The organism is Micromonospora sp. NPDC002296 (genome assembly GCF_040296145.1).
Taxonomy (GTDB): Bacteria; Actinomycetota; Actinomycetes; order Mycobacteriales; family Micromonosporaceae; genus Micromonospora.
Window position 1 is genome coordinate 1 of record NZ_JBEOWQ010000064.1, and the last position, 22,300, is coordinate 22,300.

The 22,300-nt window shown below is 75.2% G+C and carries 9 protein-coding genes and 1 pseudogene; 3 read left to right on the top strand and 7 right to left on the bottom strand.

Annotation, left to right across the window (positions count from 1 at the left end; all coding sequences use genetic code 11):
- Positions 1-1,622, bottom strand: a 1,622-nt coding sequence (locus ABT023_RS26880; protein WP_502890766.1) for a type I polyketide synthase, incomplete at its 3' end; no start/stop codon positions are given.
- Between the two features lie 285 nt (positions 1,623-1,907).
- Between ABT023_RS26880 and ABT023_RS26885 the strand changes: the two genes are divergently transcribed.
- Entirely contained in the window at positions 1,908-2,669 is a 762-nt protein-coding gene (locus tag ABT023_RS26885) for a thioesterase II family protein (RefSeq protein WP_350889251.1), read from the top strand.
- Between the two features lie 330 nt (positions 2,670-2,999).
- Here the strand turns inward: ABT023_RS26885 and ABT023_RS26890 are convergent, their stop codons facing one another.
- Together ABT023_RS26890 and ABT023_RS26895 are read right to left on the bottom strand one after the other, a co-directional pair.
- The gene (locus ABT023_RS26890) at positions 3,000-3,311 is read right to left on the bottom strand and encodes a macro domain-containing protein (protein ID WP_350889253.1); all 312 of its coding nucleotides are present in this window, start codon (positions 3,309-3,311) and stop codon (positions 3,000-3,002) included.
- Between the two features lie 188 nt (positions 3,312-3,499).
- Positions 3,500-4,057 (bottom strand): GyrI-like domain-containing protein, encoded by a 558-nt coding sequence (locus ABT023_RS26895; RefSeq protein WP_350889255.1) that lies wholly within the window; start codon positions 4,055-4,057, stop codon positions 3,500-3,502.
- Positions 4,058-4,145: 88 nt separating this feature from the next.
- Between ABT023_RS26895 and ABT023_RS26900 the strand changes: the two genes are divergently transcribed.
- The gene (locus tag ABT023_RS26900) at positions 4,146-4,979 is read left to right on the top strand and encodes a phytanoyl-CoA dioxygenase family protein (RefSeq protein ID WP_350889256.1); all 834 of its coding nucleotides are present in this window, start codon (positions 4,146-4,148) and stop codon (positions 4,977-4,979) included.
- 202 nt (positions 4,980-5,181) lie between these two features.
- Positions 5,182-6,012 (top strand): TrmH family RNA methyltransferase, encoded by an 831-nt coding sequence (locus ABT023_RS26905; RefSeq protein WP_350889264.1) that lies wholly within the window; start codon positions 5,182-5,184, stop codon positions 6,010-6,012.
- A gap of 210 nt (positions 6,013-6,222) precedes the next feature.
- Here ABT023_RS26905 and ABT023_RS26910 read toward each other — a convergent pair whose 3' ends face one another.
- The 4 genes and pseudogenes from ABT023_RS26910 to ABT023_RS26925 form a co-directional block, all read right to left on the bottom strand.
- A complete protein-coding gene (locus ABT023_RS26910; protein WP_350889258.1) occupies positions 6,223-6,594 on the bottom strand; it encodes a hypothetical protein in 372 nt (123 codons plus the stop codon).
- A gap of 416 nt (positions 6,595-7,010) precedes the next feature.
- Positions 7,011-7,898 (bottom strand): SAM-dependent methyltransferase, encoded by an 888-nt coding sequence (locus ABT023_RS26915; RefSeq protein ID WP_350889260.1) that lies wholly within the window; start codon positions 7,896-7,898, stop codon positions 7,011-7,013.
- 31 nt (positions 7,899-7,929) lie between these two features.
- Entirely contained in the window at positions 7,930-9,498 is a 1,569-nt protein-coding gene (gene mhpA / locus ABT023_RS26920) for a bifunctional 3-(3-hydroxy-phenyl)propionate/3-hydroxycinnamic acid hydroxylase MhpA (protein ID WP_350889262.1), read from the bottom strand.
- Positions 9,499-9,580: 82 nt separating this feature from the next.
- Positions 9,581-22,249 (bottom strand): annotated as a pseudogene (locus ABT023_RS26925) (SDR family NAD(P)-dependent oxidoreductase); the annotation flags it as partial.
- Between the last annotated feature and the right edge of the window lie 51 nt (positions 22,250-22,300).

Below are 22,300 nucleotides of genomic sequence, written 5' to 3' on the forward strand. Positions count from 1 at the left end.
ACCAGCTCGCCCACACCCGAACCCCACACCACCGCACGGTGCTCCAACGCCGCCCGCGACGACACCAACGACCACGCCACATCCACCGCCACCAGGTCGGACCGGCCCCGCGCGAACGACGCCAACCGCGCCGCCTGACCAAGCAGGGCCCGCTCCGAACGACCCGACACCACCCACGGCACCGGCAGCCCGGGAACCGCCCGCGCCTGCGGGACCGGCTCCTCCTCGGGCTCGGGCTCGTCCTCGGGCTGTTCCAGGATCACGTGCGCATTGGTGCCGGAGATGCCGAACGACGACACCCCCGCCCGGCGCGGCCGGCCCTCCCCCGGCCACGGCCTCGCCCGCGTCGCCAGCTCCACCGCGCCCGACGACCAGTCCACGTGCGACGACGGCTCGTCGACGTGCAGGGTCGCCGGCACCACCCCGTGCCGCATGGCGAGGACCATCTTGATGATCCCCGCGACGCCGGCGGCGGCCTGGGTGTGACCGATGTTCGACTTCACCGACCCCAGCAGCAGCGGCTCGTCCCGACCCTGCCCGTAGGTGGCCAGCAACGCCTGCGCCTCGATCGGGTCACCCAGCGTGGTGCCCGTGCCGTGCGCCTCCACCACGTCCACGTCCCCCGACGACAGCCCTGCGCTGTCGAGGGCCTGCCGGATCACCCGCTGCTGCGACGGCCCGTTCGGCGCGGTGAGCCCGTTCGACGCACCGTCCTGATTCACCGCCGTGGCCCGCACCACCGCCAGCACCCGACGACCATCCCGCCGCGCATCCGACAACCGCTGCACGAGGAGCACGCCGACGCCCTCGGCGAGCGCCGTGCCGTCGGCGGCCTCGGCGAAGGCCCGGCACCGGGCCACCGGGGAGAGGTTGCCCTGCCGGGAGAAGTCGACGAACACCGCCGGGGTCGGCATGACCGTCACGCCACCGGCGAGCGCCAGGTCGCACTCCCCGGAACGCAGCGCCCGCACCGCGAGGTGCAGCGCGACGAGGGAGGACGAGCAGGCGGTGTCGAGCGTCACCGCCGGCCCCTCGAAGCCGAACGTGTACGCCACCCGGCCGGAGGCGATGCTGCCCACGTTCCCGAGGCCGAGGTAGTCCACCACCCCGGCGGGCGGCGCGTCGGGCGGCTGGGCGTACCCGCTGTGGGTCATGCCGGCGAAGACGCCGACCCGGCCGCCCTTGAGGCTGGTGGGGTCGATGCCCGCCGACTCGACGGCCTCCCAGGACGTCTCCAGCAGCAGGCGCTGCTGGGGGTCCATCGCGAGGGCCTCGCGGGGCGACACCCCGAACAGCCGGGCGTCGAACTCGGCGGCGTCGGGGAGGAAGCCTCCCTCGCGGACGGAGGAGGTGCCCTGCCGGGAGCGCTCGGGGTCGTACAGCGTCCCGAGGTCCCAGCCCCGGTCAGCCGGGAACGAGGTGATCGCGTCACCGCCCGCGGCGACGAGGTCCCAGAGCTGTTCGGCCGAGCGCACCCCGCCGGGAAACCGGCACCCGATGCCGACGATGGCGATCGGCTGCTGCGCCTCGGCCTCGACGTCGCGTAGGCGTTGCCGGGTCCGCCGCAGATCGGCGGTGACTCTCTTCAGGTACTCCCGGAGCTTGTCTTCGGTGTCCATCAACCCAGCCCATCGCGATGCACGGCGGAGCCTCGACGTAGGCGACGGTACGAATGCGCAGTCGTTCTCAGGCGACACCTGTATCTGTCGTTCGGCTCGCTCGGCCGAGAGCCACGAGGATCCCCATCTGCGGGGAGAAGTTATTGGGTGCGCGTAAGGTGGGACAACCCCTAACCGTGCGTAGCGGCAGCTAGGGGTGTCCGGCCCCGGTCCACCGCATTAGCGTCGCCTCGACCGGGTCCGCGCCGATCGGGTCAGCGATTTCACCGCCGGAAGGACCGCACAAGGATGACCACGCCAGAAACCGACAACGGCCTGTGGGTGCGACGCTTCCACCCGGCGCCGAGCGGCACCAGGCGGCTGGTGTGCCTGCCCCACGCCGGCGGCTCGGCCAGTTTCTACTTCCCCGTGTCCCGCAGCCTCTCCCCCACCCTGGAGGTGCTGTCGATCCAGTATCCGGGGCGGCAGGACCGGCGGCAGGAGAAGTGCATCGGCGACATCCACGAGCTGGCCCGGGAGGTTCACTCCGTGCTGCGGCCGTGGCTCGACGAGCCGGTGGCGATCTTCGGTCACAGCATGGGCGCGAGCGTCGGCTTCGAGCTGGCCCGGCTGATCGAGCAGGACGGCGGGTCGCCCGCCCACCTGTTCGCCTCCGGCCGCCGCGCGCCGTCCTGCCCCCGGGACGAGACGGTGCACCTGCTCGACGACGAGGGCCTGTTGGCGGACGTGCGCAAGCTGAGCGGCACCAACGCCGCCATCCTCGGTGACCAGGAACTGCTGCGTGCCGCGCTGCCGGCCATCCGTAGCGACTACCGGGCCGCCGAGACGTACGCCTACCGGCCCGGGCCGCCGCTGAGCTGCCCGATCACCGTCTTCACCGGCGACAACGACCCGAAGACCACGGTCGACGAGGCGCGCGCCTGGTCGACCCACACCACCGGCCCGTTCGACCTGAAGGTCTACCCCGGCGGCCACTTCTTCCTGGCCGACCAGCAGGCCGCGGTGCTGCGGGCCATCTCGACGGCCCTGGCGGCGACCCCGGCCCGCTGACCGACGGGCGTATCCGTGGATGTCCCCGGCCAGTACGACGTCGGGTCCGGCTGGCTGCTGAGCTGCTCGACGGCGGGTACTTGCTGCGCCGCGAGCTGCCCAAGGCCGAACAGCTGAAGCGCTTCAGCCGGCTGCTCCTGGTGCAGACTGACCCGCCCGAGGCGATACAGCGTGTTGACCGGCAGCGGCAGCGAGTCAGTCCGCCGGGCCAGGACGAGGCTCTGGGTGAGGTGCCGGCGCGCCATGTCGTGATCGTCGAGATCGTGCGCCACCCAGCCGACGGGGTTGTGCAGCTCGGCGAGAGCGCGGGTCGCGGCAGACCCGGACGGCTCAGCCTGTGCCTGCCATCGCGGCCTGTAGGTGCTTTCGGGCTTCTTCGTCGAATGCGACGAGTCGTACCCGTTGAACGTTCGTCGGTGCGGACCTGATCGTCGCTACGGCGATCCGGGCGGCCTGGTCGGGAGGGAACCCATACACGCCGGTCGCGATCGCGGGGAAGGCCACGATCCGGGCGTCGAGTTCATCGGCGATCTGCAGGCTCCTGCGGTAGCAGGAGGCCAGAAGGGACTCATTCGCGGCGGTGACGATGACGTCCACGTTCTCCCGCGTGATGTCACCCATGACCACCTCGATCACTGCCACAGCGGAATCCTGACACATCAGACGAAGGCATGTCGGCCCACCGTCTGCAACCGGCTGGGCAACCCCGTCCGACCTGATCAACGAATGCCAACGCCCGATCGGCGGCAGATCCGGATATTCGCGCTCGGTTGCCGCGGCCGGGCCATCCTGTTGGCCGCCGGGCCGGGCCCCTGATGCTGTCTGGATCGTTACGCCGGTTCGACGGGCAGCCAGAGTTCACAGGTCGCGGTGCTGAAGTCGTTCGTAGGCTCAAGCACCGCGACGATTTCCGGACCTGGCCGCAGACGCCACGGGTTGGACGGGAACCACGCGGCTGCGGCCATGGCCCAGGCCTTCTGCAGGGTCTGCGGGTGCGGCCCCGTGGTCCGGATGACCACCCATCTGCCGGCCGGAACTTCGATGATGTCGAGGCCGCCGGGGACCGGCGTACCCGGGGCCACGGCGACCCCGTGAAGGTAGGTCAGCTCGCTGCCCTCGGCGTAGTCGGGGTCAAGGTCGTCGCTGACCGCGAGCAGGCCGCTCGGCTCAGTGTTGCCGAGAGCCTTCAAGCGCAGGTGCTCCTCCGTCGGCAGTGCGGTGATGTGCCGCTGGATGTGCGGGTTGATGCCTTGACGGACCAGCCGAACGCGGGCCGCGTGCCCCACGAGCCGGAACTCGGGATGGTCGACGATGCGGGTGTCCACGTGTTCGCTCCCTTCGACGGTCAGGCGAAGTGCCGAGATCGTCAAGCCTCCGTCCGACGTCACCTTGGTAGCAGCGCACCGGTGGGCACCCGACAAAAGCGGCGTGGAAAATGTCGGGTGATCGAGACCGGCGCCGCCGCACGATGGGGGCATGGATGACACGACCTTGGTGTCCCGCTTTCTTCGCGACGGCTTCGTAAAGCTGGAGGGTGCCGTCGCCCCGCGCGTGGCAGCGGACTGCGCGGGGCTGCTGTGGCGGGAGACGGGCTGCGACCCGGACTATCCAGCGACGTGGACGCAGCCCGTGCACTGGGTGCCCGGCATGGCACAGGGGCCGTTCGCCGCCGCTCCCAACTCCCCGTTCCTCCATCACGCGTACGACCTGCTCGTCGGCGCGGGACGCTGGGAGCCGCGCTACTCGCTGGGCACGTTCCCGCTGCGCTTCCCGCACGAAGAGGAGCCGGACGACGCGGGCTGGCACATCGAGGGCAGCTATCTGCCGGAGGGCGAGAGCTGGTACTTCACCAATGTGCGCTCCCGGGGCCGGGCACTGCTGATGCTGTTCCTGTTCAGTGACGTCGGTGAGAAGGACGCCCCGACCCGGATCCGGGTCGGCTCACACCTCGACGTGCCGAAGGTGCTGGAGAAGTACGGGGAGGACGGAGCGAGCGGACTGGTCCTTGCGCCCGACCTGGTGGCGGCGTCCGAGCACCGGCCGATCGCCCTCGCCACCGGATCTCCGGGCGACGTCTTCCTGTGTCATCCGTTCCTGGTGCACGCGGCGCAACCGCACCACGGAGCGCGGCCTCGCTTCATGGCCCAACCGCCGCTGATGCCAGCCGCACCGTACGAACTGGAGCGGGCCGACGGCGCTTATTCACCCGTAGAGATCGCGATTCGCCGGGGTCTCGGACAGGACTCCCTCGGTCCGGCCGGGGACGGCACCGACCGCGACGCCGGGGCGACCTGCTCCGTCCGTTCCTGAGCGCCTGGCCAGGGGCTTGTCGGAAACCTCGGGGAGCCAGGGTGAGGTCCAAGGCGCGGCGCCGGTGAGGTTGCCGGCGGCCGGTGCGGTGCCGGAAGAAGGCGTGCGTGGCGGATCCCGGCCGGCATCCGGCACAGCGCCCCCGAGAGCAGTGAAGTGTGGCAGGCAGGGCATGGGCGGGCTACGTGCGACGGAGGCGGGGTTGGTAGTGGTTCTGCGAGTGAGTGGCCGCAATGCGCGGTTCCAGCAATGGAAAGCTCTCCTCGACAATCGGACCAAGCGGCAGCGACGCGGCGAGTTCCTCGTGCAGGGCGTGCGCCCGATCACCATGGCCGTCGAACACGGTTGGCAGATCCGGGAGCTGCTCTACGACACCGGCACTCAGCTGTCCGGCTGGGCACGCGACGCCCTGGACACAGTCCGGGCCGAGAGGTTCGCCGTCTCGCGTGAACTGATGCACGAACTGGGAGGTAAGGCAGACACGGTTCCGGAGCTGCTGGCCGTGGTCGCGCTGCCGGAGGACAACCTGCGCCGTATCCCGGTCGGTCCGACCATGCTCACCGTCGTGTTCGATCGGCCCACCAGCCCCGGCAATATCGGGACCCTCGTTCGGTCGGCGGACGCCTTCGGCGCCGGCGGCGTCATCGTCACCGGCCACGCCGCCGACGTGTACGACCCGAAGGCGGTCCGGGCGAGCACCGGCTCGCTGTTCGCCTTGCCCGTGGTCCGGGTGCCCTCCCACCAGGCCGTTCTATCCTGGGTCGCTGACGTCCGCGCCGACGGCATCGGCATGAGCATCATGGGAACCGATGAGCGCGGCATCCTGGACGCCGCCGAGTACGACTTCACACAACCCACCCTGACGTTGATCGGCAACGAGACCACCGGCCTCAGCTCCGGCTGGCGCGAGGCATGCGACCAGCTCGTCCGGATCCCCATGTTCGGGTCCGCCAGCTCCCTGAACGCGGCGACCGCCGCGACTGTCGTGCTGTACGAATCGGCACGCCAGCGGGCCGCCGCCGCCCGGCGGTAGCGCCTTGATCGCAGGCGGCCACCCGGCGGCTTTCCGCCACCATCGCGCTACCTGACCCGTGGCGCTTGCCTGCGGACAGGCGCCGCAGCCGGACCCCACACGGGCGCGGGCGGACGTCGTCCTCGCCGTGATCGTGCCGGGCGGATCCGGCGACCGCCCGGATGCCGGTCCTGAGTTCTCGGGGCCCTGACGCCGAGGTTTGGCGAGTTCCTATTCGGCCGCTGTGGTGGGTCTTGGGGCGGCGGCGGGGATTGGTGGAAGTCGGCGCAGTGCTCGGGCGGCCAGCACGGCAAGCGGTACGCCCACCGCTAGGACGGCGATGACCTGCACTGAAGCGATTGTGGCAAGTGTTGTGTCCTGTGCCTGGTCGCTGTAGTCGAGCAGGGTTACGGTCCGCAGGGCGATCGTGGTTGCGGCGAGCAGGGTGAGCGCCAGTGACCATGGCAGTGTGCGAGATGGACGACTGGATACTCGACCGGCCAGGTGGACCACCATGGCGGCAGTGACCGCCGCGCAGTACAGCCCGGGCCAGTCCAGCAGCCTCAGTGCCGGTTTGGTCTCCTGGATGATGAACAGCGGCACGGGGACGCAGCGCACACCAATCATCCGTAACGGGGCCGGAAGCCGAGCAAACGACCGCATCTCGGCAAATCCGGTCGTCTCCGAGCGTTGTCAGCGGCATGTGCGGACGTCGTCGGTGTGGTCAGTGGTCATCGGCGTAGTGGGAGTGCACGGCGGGTTGTCCGGTGCAGTTGGCACCAGCGCGATCGCCGGCGCCGAGGTAGCTGTACGGGAGGCGGACCTCACGGCGGCTGGTGCAACTGATCCGGCGGCGACGGGGGTTCTACAGCTCTTCGGACTGAACCCCCGACCGGCGGCAGGTGAGTGCGCTGAAGCAACCGGCGCCGTCCGACATCAGGCGTCAGCCCCATGCTGCTCAGTCGGGCGAGGGCCCGTCGACCGTCGACCGGTCGGCGGGCCCTCGGCCCGGTGCGCGCTCAGCGCTTGTGGGCGACCGCGATCACGTAGTCGAGGTTGGCCAGCTCGCGCTTCATCAGGTCCTGGTTCTTCCAGTGCGATGCCATGCTCTTGCGCACGGCCGGCTTGACGGCGGCTTGGAAATCCGGGTCGTTGGTCCGGTCGGCCATGTAGCGCCGCCAGCCCTCCCAGGTGTGGTCCTTGATGGACTGCACCTCGGGCCGGTCGAAGCCGGCGTCGGCGAGCTGCTGGGCGTACGTCTCGCGGTCGTGCCAGTTCTCCTTGGGGATGCTGAACTTGACGAAGCTCAGCGGGCCCGACTGGATGGCGGCCCGGACCACGTTCTCGCTGACCGGGATGATGTCGGCGGTGGCGAGGACGCCGCCGGGCTTGAGCACCCGCAGCGCCTCGGCGAAGAACGCGCTGCGCGGGTAGAAGTGGAACGCCGACTCCAGGGCGACGACCCGGTCGAAGGTGGCGTCGGGGAACGGCAGCTCGGTGGCGCTGCCCAGCTGGAAGTCGGTCCGGTCGGCGAGCCCCTCCTCCTGCGCCCGCCGCTGGGCCGCCTCGATGTGGTGCGGGGTGATGTTGAGCCCGACGACCTTGCCGACGCGGCCCGAGCGCAGCCAGCTGAAGTCCTGGTCGGCGTAGCCGAACCCGACGTCGAGGATGGTGTCGTCCGGCTTCAGGCCGGCGGCGTCGGCGAGCTTGCCGGCCAGCGCCTCGGCGGCGTCGTCGATGTCTGTGACGCCGTCCTCCCAGTAGCCGACGTTCATGTAGTGGGTGCGGCGGGCCGCGAACTCCACGTCGGGGGCCTGGATCTCGTAGAAGCGCCGGACCCGGGTGACGGGGTCGGCGGTGAAGACGGTTCGGATGGCCCTCGCCGCGATCTTCAGGTTGTCGAGCATGGTGCTCCTTCCGGAATGGGTCGGCTGTCGATCAGCCGCGTCGGACCTGCTGACGCAGGTCGTCGACGAGAGCGGGCACGGCGGCCGGGTCGGCCGCCGTGCCGAAGACGTAGAAGTCGGGCCGGACGAGCACCGCCGCCGCGTCGTGCCGCTTCAGGTGGGACAGGTAGACGTCGTCGAGGTCCTCGACCGTCGTCCCGGCGCCGGCTGCGGGGGCACCGGCGGGGACGACCCGCACCAGCCGGGCGCCGAGGGAGTCCAGGAACGCCCGCGCGTCCGCGTCGAGCAGTTCCGCGGGATCCTCCGCGCAGATCAGGGCGAAGCCGGTGCCGACGACGTCGTCGAAGAGCCCGGTGCGGCCGTCGACCTCGACGTGTCCCTGCGGCATCGGCTCGCCGGCACCGGGGCCGACGGAGCCGTCAGGCCGGTGCAGCACGCCGCTGACCAGGGCCTCCAGCAGGGACCGGGTCCGGGCGCGGGTGGTACGGCGGCGCAGCTCGGCCAGCATGATCGAGTCCCGTCCGGCGGCGGCGGTGCGGTCCGTCTCGCAGATCACCGTTCCGGAGTCCATCGACATCTTGATGGCGTGCTGCACGTGCGCGCAGCGTTCCTGCTGGTACGTGTCGAGCAGCGCCTCGTCGGCCAGCCCCCGGTGCACCAGGTCCAGCTTCCAGGCGAGGTTGAGCGCGTCGCGGAACCCGGAGCTCATCCCCTGCCCCATGAACGGGGGCATCACGTGCGCCGCGTCGCCGGCGAGGAGGATCGGGCCGGAGCGCCACCGGTCGGCGGAGCACGCCTGGGTGGTGTAGACGCCGTACCGCTCCAGCGTGGCGTTGTCCGGGGTGATGTCGAAGAGCCCGAGCAGCCGCCAGACGCTGTCGACGCTCTCGAACTCCTCGCGGCTCTCGCCGGGCACCCGCATGAACTCCCACCGCCGGTGCCCGGGGCCGGCGGACACGGCGGTACGGGGCCGGGCCGGGTCGCAGACCTGAAGGTTGTTGGGCTTGAACTCGCGGGCCTCGTTCGGCACCACGTCGCAGACCAGCCAGTCGTGGGTGAAGCCGAGGTCGGTCACGGTGCCGCCGAGGTGTTTCCGGACGAAGCTGTTGGCGCCGTCGCAGCCCACCACCCAGCGGGCCGCCCGGACCTGCGGGCCCTCCGGCCCGTCGATGGTGACCTCGACCCGGTCGTCGTGCTCGGCCAGCGCCGTCACCACGTACGGGCGCAGCACGGTGACCCCGGGCAGCTCCGTGCCCCGCTCGGCGAGCACCGCCTCCAGGCCGGGCTGGTAGAAGGAGACCGAGTCGGGCCAGCCCATCGGCCCGTCGCCGGCGACCTTGACGTGCAACAGGGTCCGGCCGAATCCGTTGCGGAACGTGTACTCCCCGGACGACTCGACGACGGGGCCGAGGCGGTCGGCGACCCCGGCGGCGGCCAGGATCCGGCTCGCCTCGCCGTCGTAGGAGACGGCGCGCGGGAAGTTGTACGGGGTCTCCCACCGTTCGACGGCCGTGACGGTGAGACCTCGCTGCGCCAGCAGGATCGTGAGCATCTCACCCACCGGGCCGTAGCCCACGATCAGGACGTCGGTCATCAGCATCGGTATCGGTTCCTCGCGTGGGGTCGGGTGTCGGGGCGGGACTCCGGCCGGTCGGCGCAACGGGCGGGCCGCCGGCCGGTCGTCAGAGTCCGAGTTCGGAGTCGATGAGGTCGAAGATCTCGTCGTCGCTGGCGCCGTCGATGTCCAGGTCGGGGCCGGGATCGCCCCCCGGCCCGGTGCGCATGGTCCGCCACTTGGCCATCAGCACCTCCAGCCGGGAGCCGATCTGGGCGTGCAGCTCCGCCTCCAGGGTCGCCTCGGCCAGCGACCGTTCCAGGTTCTCCAGGTCGGTGAGGACCGGCGGCAGCGCCGGGCCGCCGTCCGGGACGAGCTGGGCGAGCAGGTAGCCGGCCAGAGCGGTCGGGTCGGGATAGTCGAAGATCAGCGTGGCGGGCAGCCGCAGGCCGGTCGCCTCGCCGAGCCGGTTGCGCAGCTCGACGGCGGTCAGCGAGTCGAAGCCGATCTGGCTGAACGCCCGGTCGGGGGCGACCGCCGCCCGGCTGCCGTGCCCCAGCACGCTCGCCGCCTGCTCGCGCACCAGGTCGACGAGCAGGCCGGGACGGTCGTCGGCGGCCAGCGCCGCCAGCTCGTCGGCGAGGGTCCGGCCGCCGGTCGCCGGGGTGGCCGACCGGGCGCTGCGCCGCTCCCGCCGCACCAGCCCGCGCAGCAGGGCCGGGGGTCGGGCGACCCGCTCGGTGAGGGCGGCGACGTCGATGCGGGTCGGCACCAGCACCGGCTCGGCGGTCCGCAGCGCCGCGTCGAACAGGGCCAGCCCCAGGTCCGAGGGGATGGCGAGCTGCCCGTCGCGGGCGGTGATCCGGGGGTCGGCGCGGTCCAGCTTCGCGGTCATCTCGCTGGCCTCTTCCCACAGTCCCCAGGCCAGCGACCGGCCGGGCAGGCCGGCGGCGCGCCGGGCCTGCGCGAGGGCGTCGAGGAACGCGTTGGCGGCGGCGTAGTTGCCCTGGCCGGGCACGCCGAACACCCCGGCCCCGGAGGAGAACAGCACGAACCCGGCCAGGTCGAGGTGGCGGGTGAGTTCGTGCAGGTGCCAGGCGGCGTCGAGCTTGGGCGCGAAGACGGTGTCGACGCGTTGCGGGGTGAGGGCGGTGACCACCCCGTCGTCGAGCACCCCGGCGAGGTGCACGACGGCGGTCAGCGGGTGCCGGGGCGGCACCGCGTCCAGCACCCGGGCCAGGCTGTCCCGGTCCGCCACGTCGGCGGCGGCGAGGGCGACGTCGGCACCCAGCGCGCGCAGCTCGTCGGCCGCCTCGGCCGCACCCGGCGCGTCTGCGCCGCGCCGGCTGACCAGCAGCAGCCGCCGCGCGCCGTGGGTCTCGACGAGCCGGCGGGCGACGAGCCGGCCCAACGTGCCGGTGCCGCCGGTGAGCAGCACGGTGCCGTCGGGGTCCCACGGGCGTGGCGTGGTGAGCACCACCTTGCCGACGTGCCGGGCCTGGCTGACGTACCGGAACGCCTCCGGCGCCTGGCGCACGTCCCAGACCTGGGTGGGCAGCGGGGCGAGCGCGCCCCGTTCGAAGAGCCCGAGCAGGTCGACGAGCATCCGCTGGAGTTCGTCGGGGTCGGACAGGGTCAGGTCGAACGCCGTGTAGTCGACGCCCGGGTGGTCGGCCGCGACCGTCCGCTGGTCGCGGATGTCGGTCTTGCCCATCTCGACGAACCGGCCGCCGCGCGGCAGCAGCCGCAGCGACGCGTCGACGAACTCGCGGGCCAGCGAGTCCAGCACCACGTCGACGCCCCGGCCGCCGGTGGCGGCACGGAACCGGGCCTCGAAGTCGAGGGTGCGCGACGACGCCAGGTGCTCGTCGTCGAGGCCGAGCGCGCGCAGCGCGTCCCACTTGGCGGGGCTGGCGGTGGCGTACACCTCGGCGCCGAGGTGGCGGGCGAGCTGCACGGCGGCCATGCCGACCCCGCCGGCGGCGGCGTGCACCAGCACGGACTCGCCGCGCCGGAGCCCGGCCAGGTTCACCAGCCCGTGGTACGCGGTCAGGAACACCACCGGCACGGAGGCGGCCTGCACGTACGACCAGCCGGCCGGCATCGGGGCGAGCAGCCGGCGGTCGGTGACGGCGAGCGGCCCGAAGCAGCCGACGAACACCCCGAACACGGCGTCGCCGGGGCGCAGGTCGGTGACCTCGCCGCCCACCTCGACCACCTCGCCCGCGCCCTCGCCGCCGAGCGGCCCGGCGTCACCGGGGTAGAGCCCGAGCGCGTTGAGCACGTCGCGGAAGTTCAGGCCGGCGGCGCGGACGCGGACCCGCACGTCGAGCGGGCCGAGGACGGCGTCGGCGGCGTCCGTCGGGACCAGGGTGAGGTTCTCCAGGCTGCCGCGCACCGGCGCGTCCAGCCGCCAGGCGGGCGCGGCCGGCGGGGTGAGTTCGCCCGTCGAGCCGGCGCGCGCCAGCCGGGGGACGTACCCGACGCCGCCGCGCAGCGCCGCCTGCGGCTCGCCGGCCGCGAGCACGGCGGCGAGCTGGTCGGCCCCGAGCCCGTCCCGGTCGACGTCGACGATCACCAGCCGGTCGGGGTGCTCCGACTGGGCCGAGCGGACCAGGCCCCACGCCGCGGCGGCGGCCGGATCGACCAGTTCGGCGGTGCTGTGCACGGCGACCGCTCCGCGGGTGACCAGCACCAGCCGGGCCGCCGCCCAGCGCGGCTCGGTGAGCCAGCGCCGGACCAGGTCGAGGGCCCGGACGGTGGCGTGTCGGGCCGCCTCCGGCGCGGGCACGGCGGGTGCCGTGCACAGCGGCGCGAGGACCGCCGAGGGCAGGTCGAGGCCCGCGTCGACGGCGGCGGCGAGGGCGTCCAGCCCGGGGTACCCGGCAAAGCCGTCGAGGCCGGCCGGCCCGGCGAAGCCCTCGGTGCCGGCATCACCGGCAGAGCCCTCGGTGCCGGGGGTGCCGGCGGTGAGCGCCACGGCGGTGACCGGCGGGGCGTCGTCGGCGGGCGGCAGGGGGGTCCAGTCGAGGCGGAACAGGGCGTCCCGGGTGGCCCGGTCGTCGGTTCGGGTCAGCTCGCCGGCGGCGATCGGCCGCATCGTCAGGGCGTCCACGTCGGCGACCGGAGCGCCCGTCGGGTCGGCGACGGTCAGCGCGACGGCGTACGGGGCGACCTGGGTCAGGCGGACCCGCAGCGCGGTGGCGCCGGAGGCGTGCAGGGTGACGCCGTTCCAGGCGAACGGCAGCAGCAGCTGCCCCGCACCGGCCTCGGCGAGCCCGCCGAAGTGCGCGGCGTGCAGGGCTGCGTCGAACAGGGCCGGGTGCAGGCCGTACCGGTCGGCGTCGGCGCGCTGCGCGGCGGGCAGCTCCACGTCGGCGTACACCTCGTCACCGCTGGTCCACACGGCGCGCAGCCCCTGGAACGCCGGCCCGTACGCGTACCCGTCGGCGGCGAGCCCGGCGTAGAAGCCGGACAGGTCGACGGGGCGGGCGTGCGGCGGCGGCCACTCGGTCAGCTCCCCCGCCGCGTCCGACCCGGCGGACCGGTCGGCGGACAGGGTGGCGCTGGCGTGCCGGGTCCACGGCGCGTCGGCCGGCCCGCCGGCGGGCCGGGAGTGCAGGGTGGCCGGGCGGCGGCCGTCGTCGTCGGCCGGGCCGAGAACCACCTGGACCTGGGTGGCGCCGTCGGCCGGCAGGGCCAGCGGGGCCTCGATGACCAGTTCGTCGAGGACGGGACAGCCGACCTCGTCGCCGGCCCGCAGGCAGAGTTCCACCAGGCCGGTGCCGGGCACCAGCACCGCGTCCAGCACCCGGTGGTCGGCCAGCCAGGGCTGGGCTGCGGCCGAGAGCCGACCGGTGAACAGGTGCCCCTTCGCCTCGGCCAGCGCCACGGACGCGCCGAGCAGCGGGTGCCCGGCGGCGTCCAGGCCGGCCGCGCCGACGTCCCCGGGGCCGGCGCTCGGCCGGGGCCAGTAGCGGCGGTGGACGAACGCGTACGTGGGCAGGTCGACGTGCCGGCCCCCGGCCAGGGCGGGCTGCCAGTCCACGCCGACGCCGCGCACGTGGAGCTGGGCCACCGAGAGCAGGAACCTGCCCCGGTCGCCCTGGTCGCGCTGCACCGAGCCGACCACCGCGGCGGTGCCGTCGCCGTCGCCGTCGGCGAGGGTCTCGGAGATGCCCACGGTGAGCACCGGGTGGGGGCTGCACTCGACGTACGTGTCGTGGCCCTGGGCGGCCAGTTCCAGCACCGCCCGGTGCAGCTCGACCGGCTGGCGCAAGTTGCGGTACCAGTAGTCGGGGCCCATCTCCTCGCCGTCGAGCCAGCGCAGGTCGGTGGTGGAGAACAGCGGCACGGCGGCCGGGCCGGGGGCGATGCCGGCCAGCAGCTCGGCCAGCTCGTCGCGGATCCGCTCCACCTGGGCGGAGTGGGAGGCGTAGTCCACGGCGATCCGGCGGACCCGGGCCTGCTCGGCGGCCAGTTCGGCGAGGAGCCCCTCCACGGCGGCCTCCTCGCCGGAGACCACCACGGCGGCCGGGCCGTTGACGGCGGCCACCGCCACCCGGTCGCCGTACCGGGCGGCCCGCTCGCGGACCACGTCGGCGGGCAGCGCCACGGAGGCCATCGCCCCGTGCCCGGCCAGGGCCCGGATCGCGCGGCTGCGCAGCGCCACCACCCGGGCGGCGTCGGGCAGCGAGAGCACCCCGGCGACGCAGGCGGCGGCGATCTCGCCCTGCGAGTGGCCGACCACGGCGTCGGGTCGCACGCCGTACGAGCGCCACAGCTCGGCCAGCGACACCATCATCGCGAACAGGGCGGGCTGCACCACGTCGACCTGGTCGAGGCTCGGCGCGCCGGGGGCCTGGCGCAGCACGTCCAGCAGCGACCAGTTCAGGTACGGCCGCAGCGCGGCGTCGCAGGCGGCCATCCGCTCGGCGAACACGGGGGCCTGGTCGAGCAGCTCCAGCCCCATGCCGAGCCACTGGGAGCCCTGGCCGGGGAAGACGAAGACGACCCTGCCGGTGGTCCCGGCCTCGCCCCGGACCAGTTCGGGGGCGGGCCGACCGTCGGCGAGCGCGTCGAGGGCGGCGGCGATCCGGTCCGGGTCCCCGCCGACGAGCACCGCCCGGGAGTCGAACGCGGCCCGGGTGGTGGCCAGCGACCAGGCCACGTCGAGCGGGCGCTGGTCGGGCCGTCCGGCCAGGTGGTCCCGCAGCCGGCGGGCCTGCCCGGCCAGCGCCTCGGGGGTACGCGCGGACAGCAGCCACGGCAGCGCCCCGGTCGGGTCGGCGACGGACTCCGACGCCCCGATCGGCTCCGGCGCGGGCACGGCCTCGACGACGACGTGGGCGTTGGTGCCGCTGATGCCGAACGAGGACACCCCGGCCCGGGCGGGCCGGTCGGCGCGGGGCCACGGGCGGGCCTCGGTGAGCAGCTCCACCGAGCCGGAGTCCCAGTCGACGCGGGAGGTGCGCCGCTCGGCGTGCAGGGTGCGGGGCAGCCGCCCGTGCCGCATGGCGAGGACCATCTTGAGCACCCCGGCGACGCCGGCCGCGGCCTGCGTGTGGCCGAGGTTGGACTTGACGGAGCCGAGCAGCAGCGGCGGGGCGTCGGCGGGACGCCGGCCGTACGTGGCGAGGATCGCCTCGGCCTCGATCGGGTCGCCGAGCGCGGTGCCGGTGCCGTGCGCCTCGACGGCGTCCACGTCGGCGGGGGTGAGCCCGGCGGCGTTCAGCGCGGCCCGGATCACCCGCTCCTGGGACGGCCCGTTCGGGGCGGTCAGCCCGTTGGACGCGCCGTCCTGGTTGACGGCGGTGCCGCGGACCAGCGCGAGGACGGGGTGGCCCCGGCGGCGGGCGTCGGACAGGCGCTCCACCACCAGCATCCCGACGCCCTCGGACATGCCGAACCCGTCGGCGTCCTCGGCGAACGGCTTGCACCGGCCGTCGGCGGCGAGGCCGCGCTGGCGGCTGAAACCGGTCAGCCCGGCCGGGCTGGACAGCACCGACACGCCACCGGCCAGGGCCAGGTCGCAGTCGCCCTGGCGCAGTGCCTGGGCGGCCAGGTGCAACGCCACCAGGGACGCCGAGCAGGCCGTGTCGACGGTGACCGCCGGCCCCTCCAGCCCGAGGGAGTAGGCGACCCGGCCGGACAGCACGCTGCCGGCGGTGCCGGTGAGCAGGTGGCCCTCGTCGGCGATGGTCTCCCCGTCGTCGGCGACGGCGCCCGGGGCGATCTGGTCGGCGTAGTCCTGGCCGTGGGTGCCGGCGAACACGCCGGTGCGGCTGCCGCGCAGCGTCCCCGGGTCGATGCCGGCGCCCTCCAGCGCCTCCCAGGAGGTCTCCAGCAGCAGCCGGTGCTGCGGGTCCATGGCCAGGGCCTCGCGGGGGCTGATGCCGAAGAACGCGGCGTCGAAGTCGGCGATGCCGGTGAGGAATCCGCCGGAGCGCACGTACGTCCGCCCGGGGGTGCCGTGGACGGGGTCGTACAGGTCGGGCCAGCCCCGGTCGGTGGGCAGGTCGCCGATGACGTCGCCGCCGTCGTCGAGCAGCCGCCACAGCTCCTCCGGCGAGCCGATGCCGCCGGGGAACCGGCAGGCCATGGCGACGATCGCGACGGGTTCGTCGAGGGCGACGGTGCTCGCGTCGGCGACCTCGGTGGCGGCGGTGCCGAGCAGCCGGGCGTGCAGGTGCGCGGCGAGCAGCTCCGGGGTGGGGTGGTTGAACACGGCGTGCGGGGCGAGCCGGACGCCGGTGCCGGCCGAGAGCCGGTTGCTCAGCTCCACGGCCATCAGCGAGTCGAAGCCGAGTTCCTTGAACGGGCGGCGCGGCTCGACCTGCTCCGGGCCGGCGTGCCCGACGACGGTGGCGGCGCGGGCGCGGACCAGGTCCAGCAGCAGGGCGGCCCGCTCCGGCTCGCCGAGCCCGGCCAGCCGGTCGGCGAACCCGGCGGCCGACGCGGGAGCGGGGTCGGCGTTGACGGCCCGGCGGGGCGGCGGGGGCAGCAGCGCCCGCAGCAGGGCGGGCACCTCCCCGGAGGCCCGGACGGCGGCCAGGTCCAGCCCGATCGGCACCAGCGCGGGCCGGTCGGAGTGCAGGGCGGCGTCGAACAGGGCCAGTCCGGCGGCGGTGTCCAGGGGGCGGGTGCCGCCCCGGGCGAGGCGGGCCAGGTCGGCGGGGGTGAGCCGGCCGGCCATCCCGGCCTCCTCGGCCCACAGGCCCCAGGCCAGGGCGGTGGCGGGCAGGCCGCGGGCGCGGCGGTGCCCGGCGAGCGCGTCGAGGAACGCGTTGCCGGCGGCGTAGTTGCCCTGGCCGGGGCTGCCGAAGATGGCCGATGCCGAGGAGAACAGCACGAAAGCGGCCAGGTCGAGGCCGGCGGTCAGCTCGTGCAGGTGCCACGCGCCGTGCACCTTGGACCGCAGGGCCCGCTCCCAGCGGGCCGCGTCGAGGCCGGTGAGCAGGGCGTCGTCGGTGACCCCGGCGGCGTGCACGACGGCCACGAGGCGGTCGGCGAGCGGGGCGACCACCTCGGCGAGCGCGGCCCGGTCGGCGACGTCGGCGGCGACCGCCCGGACGGTCACCCCGGCGTCGGCGAGCGCGGCCATCCAGTCGGCGTACCGGCCGGTGCGGCTGAGCAGCACCAGCTCGGTGACGCCGTGCGCGGTGGCGAGGTGGGTGGCGACGTGCCGGCCGACCCCGCCGGTGCCGCCGGTGACGAGCACGGTGCCGCCGGCCAGCGCCGGCAGGGGCCCGGCGGCGGGGTGCTCGACGGGGCGGAGCCGGGGCAGCAGGGCCCGGCCGTCGCGGACTGCCACCTCGGGCTCGTCGGGGCCGGCGGACAGGGCCACCCGGACGGCCGCGTCGTCGCCCGCGTCGAGACTGAGCAGCAGGAACCGGTCGGGGTGCTCGGCCTGGGCGACCCGGACCAGCCCGGCGACCGGGGCGTGCACCGGGTCGCCGTCGCGCACGGCGAGGGCGAGCCGGGTGGTCTCGGCGCGCGGGTCGTCCAGCCAGCGCCGCAGCACGGCGAGGGTGTCGAGGCCGACGGCGTGCGCCCGGTCGGGCACCGGCCGTCCCGGGTCGCCGTCGCCGACCCGCAGCACCAGCACCGGCGGCAGCGGCCCGTCCGGGGGGCTGCCGTCGGCGAGGGTCCAGGCGGGCACCGGCGCGGCCGGGGCGGCGGCGGGCAACCGGTCGACGGCGTACAGGCCGGCGGGGGCGGCCGGCGGGGGCGGGCCGTCGGCGGGCGACGGCGTCACGACGCGCAGCACCACCCGCTCGACGTCGAGCACCGACGCCCCGGAGTCGTCGACGGCGCTGAGGCTCACCGCGTCCGCCCCGGCGGGGGCGAGGCAGACCCGCAGCGCGTGGGCTCCGGTGGCGCGCAGGCGCACCCCGGTCCAGTCGACGGCCATCGGCCGGGCGGCGGGACCGGCGGGACCGGCGGGACCGGCGGGACCGGCGGCTCCGACTCCGACGTCCGCTCCGGCGGTGGCGAAGTCGGCGAGCGGGAGCAGCCGCAGGGCCGCGTCCAGCACCAGCGGGTGCACGCCGTACCGGTCGGCGTCGGAGTCCCGGGCGTCCTCGGGCAGGCGTACGTCGACGAAGAGCCGGTCGGCGGCGACCCACGCGCCCCGGGCCAGCTCGCCGGCGAGCGCCCGGTGTTCCGGGGCGTCCAGGTCCACGGGGTGGGCGCCGGTGGGCGGCCACACCGGTACGGCGGTGACCGGGCCGGCGGCGGGGTCCGCCGGGGCGAGCACCGCCTCGGCGACCTCCCGCCACGGCCGGCCGTCGGCGGCCCGTACGTGGCAGCGTGCCACCCGGCGCAGGTGCTCGTCCGGCCCGGCGACGATGACCTGCACGTCGAGGGTCAGCTCGGCGGGCAGCGGCACCGGCTCGGGGACCCGCAGCCGCGCCACGGTGGGCAGGTCGAGGAGTTCGCCGAGGTGGGTGAGCAGGTCCAGCAGGGCAGTGGCGGGCAGCAGCGGTACGCCGTCGGCGGACGCGGCCAGCCACGGGTGGGTGGCTGCGGCGATCCGGCCGGTGCAGACGACCTGCCCGGTGCCGGCAACCGGCAGCACCGTGCCGAGCAGCGGGTGCCCCGCGTCGGTCAGCCCGACGTCGGTCGGGCCGCCGGCCACCGCCGAGTAGGGCAGCCAGTAGTGCCGGCGCTGGAAGGCGTACGTGGGCAGCTCGACCCGGCGGTGCGGGCCGGGGCCGGCGAGGGCGGCCGGGTCCACGGCGGCGCCGCGCACGTGCAGCCGCGCCACGGCGGCCAGCAGCGCGTCCGGCTCGTCGTCGACGGTCCGTACGGCGGGGACGAAGGCCAGCTCGCCGGCGTCGGCGGCGAGGCAGTCCTGCGCCATGGCGGTGAGCACGCCGCCGGGCCCGACCTCCAGGAACGTGCTGATCCCCTGCCGGTGCAGGGCGCGCATCCCGTCGAGGAAGCGGACGGTGCCGCGCACGTGCGCCACCCAGTACCCGGGCGAGCAGAGCCGGGCCGGGTCGACCGGCCCGCCGGTCAGGTTGGACACCACCGGCAGGTGCGGGGTGCGGTAGGTGAGGCCGACGGCCACCGCGCGGAACGCGTCGAGCATCGGCTCCATGCGCGGCGAGTGGAACGCGTGCGACACCCGCAGCCGGCTGGTCCGCCGGCCGGCGGCGCGCAGGGTGGCCGCGACGGCCAGCACGGCGTCGGCGTCACCGGAGAGGACCACGCTGGTCGGCCCGTTGACGGCGGCCAGCCCGACCCGGTCGGTGAGGTGCGGGGCCACCTCGGCCTCGCCGGCCTCGACGGCGACCATCGCGCCCCCGTCGGGGAGCTGCTGCATCAGCCGGGCCCGGGCGGCGACCAGCGCCGCCGCGTCGGCGAGGGAGAACACCCCGGCCACGTGCGCGGCGGTCAGCTCGCCGACGGAGTGGCCGAGCACCGCGTCGGGGCGCACGCCCCAGGACTCCAGCAGCCGGTACAGCGCCACCTCGAACGCGAACAGGGCCGGCTGGGTGTACAGGGTCTGGTCGAGCAGGCCGGCCAGTTCCCCGCCGGCCTCGGCGAGGGTGACGTCCGCTACGGGGTGCGGGGCGTGGCCGGCGAGGGCGCGGTCGAGTTCGGCGCAGGCCGCGTCGAACGCGTCGGCGAAGACCGGGTACGCCGCGCGCAGTCCCCGGCCCATGCCGGGGCGTTGGCCGCCCTGCCCGCCGAAGAGCAGGCCGAGCTGGCCGTCGACGACCCGGCCGGTGAGCACGCCGACGGTGTCGGGGTCCGCGTCGCCCCGGGTCAGCGCGGTCAGCCCGGACCGGGTGGCGGCCGGGTCGCCGGCCAGCACCACGGCCCGGTGTTCCAGGGCGGCGCGGGTGGTGGCCAGGGCGTGCCCGACGTCCGCCGGATCGGCGTCGGCGCCGGGGCCGTCGAGCCAGCTCAGCAGCCGGGCCGCCTGGTCGCGCAGGGCCTCGCCGGTGGCGCCGGAGAGCAGCCACGGCACCGGGCCGCAACGGTCCCCGGCGGCGCTCGGTGCGGGCTCCCCGGCCGAGCGGTGGGCGGGCTCCGGGGCGGTGGGGGGCGCCTCGACGATGACGTGGGCGTTGGTGCCGCTGATGCCGAACGAGGAGATGCCGGCCCGCCGGGGCCGGTCCACCGCGGGCCAGGGGCGGGCCTCGGTGAGCAGCTCGACCGCTCCGGCGGACCAGTCCACCTCGGACGTCGGGGCGTCCACGTGCAGGGTGGCCGGCAGTGTCCCGTGCCGCATGGCCAGCACCATCTTGATCACCCCGGCTGCGCCGGCGGCGGCCTGGGTGTGGCCGAGGTTGGACTTCAGCGAGCCCAGCCGCAGCGGGGCGGCGTCGCCCCGGCCCGCGCCGTACGTGGCAAGCAGCGCCTGCGCCTCGATCGGGTCGCCGAGCCGGGTGCCGGTGCCGTGCGCCTCGACGGCGTCCACGTCGGCGACGGTGAGCCCGGCGGCGGCCAGCGCCCGGCGGATCACCCGTTCCTGGGCGGGCCCGTTGGGGGCGGTGAGCCCGTTGGACGCGCCGTCGGAGTTGATCGCGCTGCCGCGCAGCACGGCGAGGACGGGGTGCCCGTTGCGGCGGGCGTCGGAGAGGCGTTCCAGCAGCAGCACGGCGACGCCCTCGGACCAGCCGGTGCCGTCGGCGCCCTCGGCGAACGCCTTGCACCGGCCGTCGGGGGCGAGCCCGCGCTGCCGGCTGAACTCGACGAACGCCTGCGGGGTGCCCATCACCGCCACGCCGCCGGCCACCGCGAGGGTGCAGTCCCCGGCGCGCAGCGCCTGAGCGGCCAGGTGCAGCGACACCAGCGACGACGAGCAGGCCGTGTCGACGGTGACGGCGGGGCCCTCCAGCCCGAGCGCGTACGCGACCCGGCCGGTGACCACGCTGCCGGCGGTGCCGACGCCGAGGTACCCCTCGGTGCCGGGTGGGGCCTGGCGCAGGTTGGCGGCGTAGTCGTGGTGCATGACGCCGGCGAAGACGCCGGTGGCGCTGCCGCGCAGCGAGGTGGGATCGATACCGGCCCGCTCGAACAGCTCCCAGGAGGTCTCCAGCAGCAGCCGCTGCTGCGGGTCCATCGCCAGCGCCTCGCGGGGGCTGATCGCGAACAGGGCGGCGTCGAAGTCCGCCGCGTCGGGCAGGAACCCGCCGACCCGCACGTACGAGGTGCCGGGCTGGTCGGGGTCGTCGGAGAACAGGTGGGCGAGGTCCCAGCCCCGCTCGGCGGGGAACCCGGTGAGCCCCTCCCGGCCCTGGGCGACGAGGTCCCACAGCTCCTCGGGGGAGGCGACCCCGCCGGGCAGCCGGCAGGCCATGGCGACGACGACCACCGGGTCGTCCGACGGGGCCCCGCCGGCCGGTCCGCCCGGAGCGGTGGCGGCCGGGGTGGCGCCGCGCAGCCGGGCGGCGAGGTGCCGGGCGAGGGCGTCCGGGCTCGGGTGGTCGAAGGCGGCGGTGGCGGAGAGCCGTACCCCGGTGGCGCGGGCCAGCCGGTCGCGCAGCGCGACCGCGCCGACGGAGGTGAAGCCGAGTTCCTTGAAGGCCCGACCCGGGCGGACCGCGCCCGGACCGGGCAGGCCGGCGACCTCGGCGGTGGCGGCGCGGACCAGGTCGATCAGGATCCGGTCGCCCTCCACGGTGGTCAGCGCGGCTACCCGGCGGCGCAGCTCGGCGGCGTCCCGCTCGTCGGCCGGGTCGGTCCCGGCGGGGCCCCGCCAGGCGGGGTGCGCGGCGGCGGCCGGGTGGGCGAGCAGGACGAGGTCGTCGCCGTCGTGCGCGACGTCGAACGCGGCGAGGTCGATCCGGGCGGTGTCGCCCGCCGCGCGGTCCGGGTCGGCCGCCGTGCCGACCATCCGGGCGGGCAGGCCGGCCGCGCGGCGGCGGGCGACCAGGGTGTGCAGGGTGCCGACGGCAGCCGCCGCCCGCTCCCGGTCGGCCCCGCCGAGCAGCGGGGCCGCCGGGACGAGGACGGTGAACGCGGTGACGGCGGCGTGCCGGGCCTGGGCGTCCAGCGCCTCAGCGAGGGCGACCAGCCGCGCGGCCCCGGCGGGGTCCGCGAGGTCGGCGTCGGACGGGCAGAGGAAGACCGCGCCGACCGGCTCGTCGCCAGCGGGGGGCGCGGCGGCGTCGGCCCGGTGCCGACCGGCGCCGGAGCGGCGCTGCACGGTGACCGTCGCGCCGGCTGCGGTCAGCTCCGCGACCAGGTCGACCAGGGCGGCGTCGTCCGGGGAACCGGCGGGCAGCAGCACCAGCCGGCCGGCGTCGTGCGCGCCGACCAGGTGCCGGGCCAGCGCCACGCCGGTCGGGGTGTCGGCCCCGGCGACCAGGGCCGGGGCTGCCGGGTCGAC

What these genes read in the sequence shown, in the direction of transcription:
- mhpA (WP_350889262.1), bottom strand. Translation starts at nt 9,498, where the DNA reads ATGCTGATGACCGACGTCCTGATCGTGGGCTACGGCCCGGTGGGTGAG.
- ABT023_RS26915 (WP_350889260.1), bottom strand. Translation starts at nt 7,898, where the DNA reads ATGCTCGACAACCTGAAGATCGCGGCGAGGGCCATCCGAACCGTCTTC.
- ABT023_RS26885 (WP_350889251.1), top strand. Translation starts at nt 1,908, where the DNA reads ATGACCACGCCAGAAACCGACAACGGCCTGTGGGTGCGACGCTTCCAC.
- ABT023_RS26900 (WP_350889256.1), top strand. Translation starts at nt 4,146, where the DNA reads ATGGATGACACGACCTTGGTGTCCCGCTTTCTTCGCGACGGCTTCGTA.